We start from the raw sequence: 2,678 nt of genomic DNA on the forward strand, positions 1-2,678 counted from the left end.
GCCCGCGCATCCAACTCCGCGAACGACAAACACCCATCAACACCCACCACAGCCGGCGCATCCGGCGACACCCCAACCTGCCGCTCCACCAACTCATGCAGGCTCACCCCTTCCTCGAAGGGCGCGGCACTGGCATTCCACTCGGTCACCAGTCGGTGGAGTTCCTCGGCCGGCAGAAGGGGCGCGGAGTCGATGGCTGCATCCGGGGTCTCGGCCATGGCCTCCAGCACCGCGCGGAACATCCGAGCCACTCGTTCGCCATTGGCGCGGCCGACCGCGTGGGTATGGGTGATCACGTTGAGCCTGTCCGGGCCTGCGACGACGAACAGGGAGAACTCGTTGGAACTCGCGCCCATGCTGGACGCGACGTCGACCGTGCCCTGGCCGTCGTCGCCCACCGCGTCTTGCTCGGCCGCCCGGAAGTCCTGGTAGCTGAAGTGCACGTCGATGAGGCGCTCGCCGTGGGCCAACTCCCGCTGGATCGTCGGCATCGGGAACATACGGTGCTCCCAGAGCTCCGTCTCCCGAGCGAACACCCGTTGCACCAGCTCGCGCCAGGTACGCGCCTCGCGGTCCGCCGCAAACGGAAGGACGTTGAGGTACATGCCGTGGGCTCGTTCGGAGCCCATGACCTCGGGACGGATATGGCAGGTGAGACCCGTGTGGAAGACGGGCTCGTCCGTGAGCATGCTCACGACCTTTTGATGGGCCGCGTGGACGACGCTCTTCACCGAGGTGCCGGATGCCGCGGCCAAGGCCCTCAGCGAGCCCTCCAGGTCCTCGTAACGGACCTCGATCTCATACTGCTCGCGTGGCGTGTCCGGCGCGTCGGCCCAGCCTGCGGGCAGCTGGAACTTGGCGTAGCCGTCGACGATTCCCTGCCAGTAGGCGCGGTCCTCCGTACTCCGCAGCGAGGCGAGTTCCCCCGCCACCGCGTCGGCAAAGCGCACCGCCGGAGGCGTCCAGGCGTTGGGCTCCTGCTCGTCACGTATGCGCCGGAAACAGCCGACGAGTTCGGCCAAGAGGGAGTGGTAGCTCCAGCCGTCGATGATCGCGTGCGCCTCGGTGAGGGTGAACTGCCAGCTGCCGTCCGCGCACAGGTGCACGGCCACTCGCAGCAGCGGGGCGTGGGCCAGGTCGAAGACGGCCTCGCTCTCGGCCGCCACGAAGTCCCGCAGGGCCTGCTCCGCCTCGCTCGCAGCGAGTCCGGTCAGGTCTTCGACCGTCACGGGAATCTCGGCGGCGGCGTGCACGAGCTGCAGGGGGACGGAGTACGTCTCCAGATCAATCGCCGTCCGCAGCACGTCATGGCGCTCGGTGACAACGCCGAGTGCCTTTCGCAGGGCGTCGAGCGAGAACTCCTCGCCGCGGACACGCAGCGAAGCCACGTTGTGGTAGCTGCGGGCGCCGCCCTTGGCCAGCATCTCGACGACCATGCCGGTCTGCGCCTGTGTCAGCGGGTAGGCGTCCACGACACCGGCGGGCAGCTTGTCCCGGTCCTCGTCCATGACCAGCGCGAACGGCCGGACCGGAACAGTGTCCTGGTGCGCGGCCGGCCGGCGGCGGTCGGCTGAGTTCGCGGCCATCGCAGCAACGGTGCGAGCTGCGAAGACCTCCTGCATCGTCGTGTCGAAGCCGGCGGTGCGCAGGGCACCGACAAGGGAGACGGCGCGGATGGAGTCGCCGCCGAGGTCGAAGAACGAGTCCTCGACACTTACCTCGTCCAGGCCCAGGACCTCCGACCACACCGCTGCGATCCGCGCCTCGGTCGCATCACGCGGGGCGACGTACGCGCCACGGGCGAAGGCGTCCTGCTCGGGGGCGGGCAGGGCCCGCTTGTCGAGCTTGCCGTTCGGGGTCAGCGGCAGTGCATCCAGCTCCACGAAGGCGGCCGGGACCATGTACTCGGGCAGAGCACGACCCAGCTCCGAGCGGAGAACGGCAAGATCGACCGTGGCACCGGGAGCGGAGACGAAGTAAGCCACCAGACGCTTGTCACCCGGCGTGTCCTCGCGGACGATCACCACCGCGTCGCGAATGCCGGCGTGTGCGGAGAGGGCGGTCTCGATCTCACCCAGCTCGATCCGATAACCACGGATCTTCACCTGGTCATCGATACGGCCCAGGAACTCCAGACTTCCGTCCTCGCGCCGGCGCGCGAGGTCACCACTTCGATACAGCCGCGATCCGGCAGGACCGAACGGGTCGGGAACAAAACGCTCGGCGGTCAGAGCCGGACGGCCGAGATAACCACGCGCAACACCCGGGCCACCGACATACATCTCACCCGGAACACCGACCGGGACGAGATTCCCATAGGAATCCAGCAGATGAATGGAAAGGTCGCTCAGCGGACGGCCGATCGGGTTTCCGGCCTCTTCCGCGAAGTCCCGCTTCGTCAGGCGGTGATAGGTGGAGTGAACCGTGGTCTCGGTGATCCCGTACATGTTGACCAGCGCCGTACGGCCCAGGCCGAGTCGGGAGACCCAGGGCTGAAGGTCTGCGACTTCCAGCTTCTCGCCCGCGAAGACCACCGCACGCAGCCCCAGCTCACCAACGCGCGGGTCACCGTCAGCAGCCGCGCCCACCAGCGAACGGAACGCGGACGGAGTCTGGGACAACACCGTCACCCGCTCCCGCACCAGCAGATCCAGGAACTCATCCGGCGACTGCGCCAC

1 protein-coding gene is annotated in these 2,678 nt (G+C 68.0%); it reads right to left on the minus strand.

Annotated elements, in window-relative coordinates:
* Positions 1-2,678 (minus strand): condensation domain-containing protein (locus ACFYZZ_RS45355; protein ID WP_389189968.1); only part of this gene is annotated, 2,678 nt, incomplete at both ends.

Origin of the sequence: Streptomyces sp. NPDC001816 (genome assembly GCF_042892235.1) — a bacterium.
Lineage (GTDB): Bacteria > Actinomycetota > Actinomycetes > Streptomycetales > Streptomycetaceae > Streptomyces.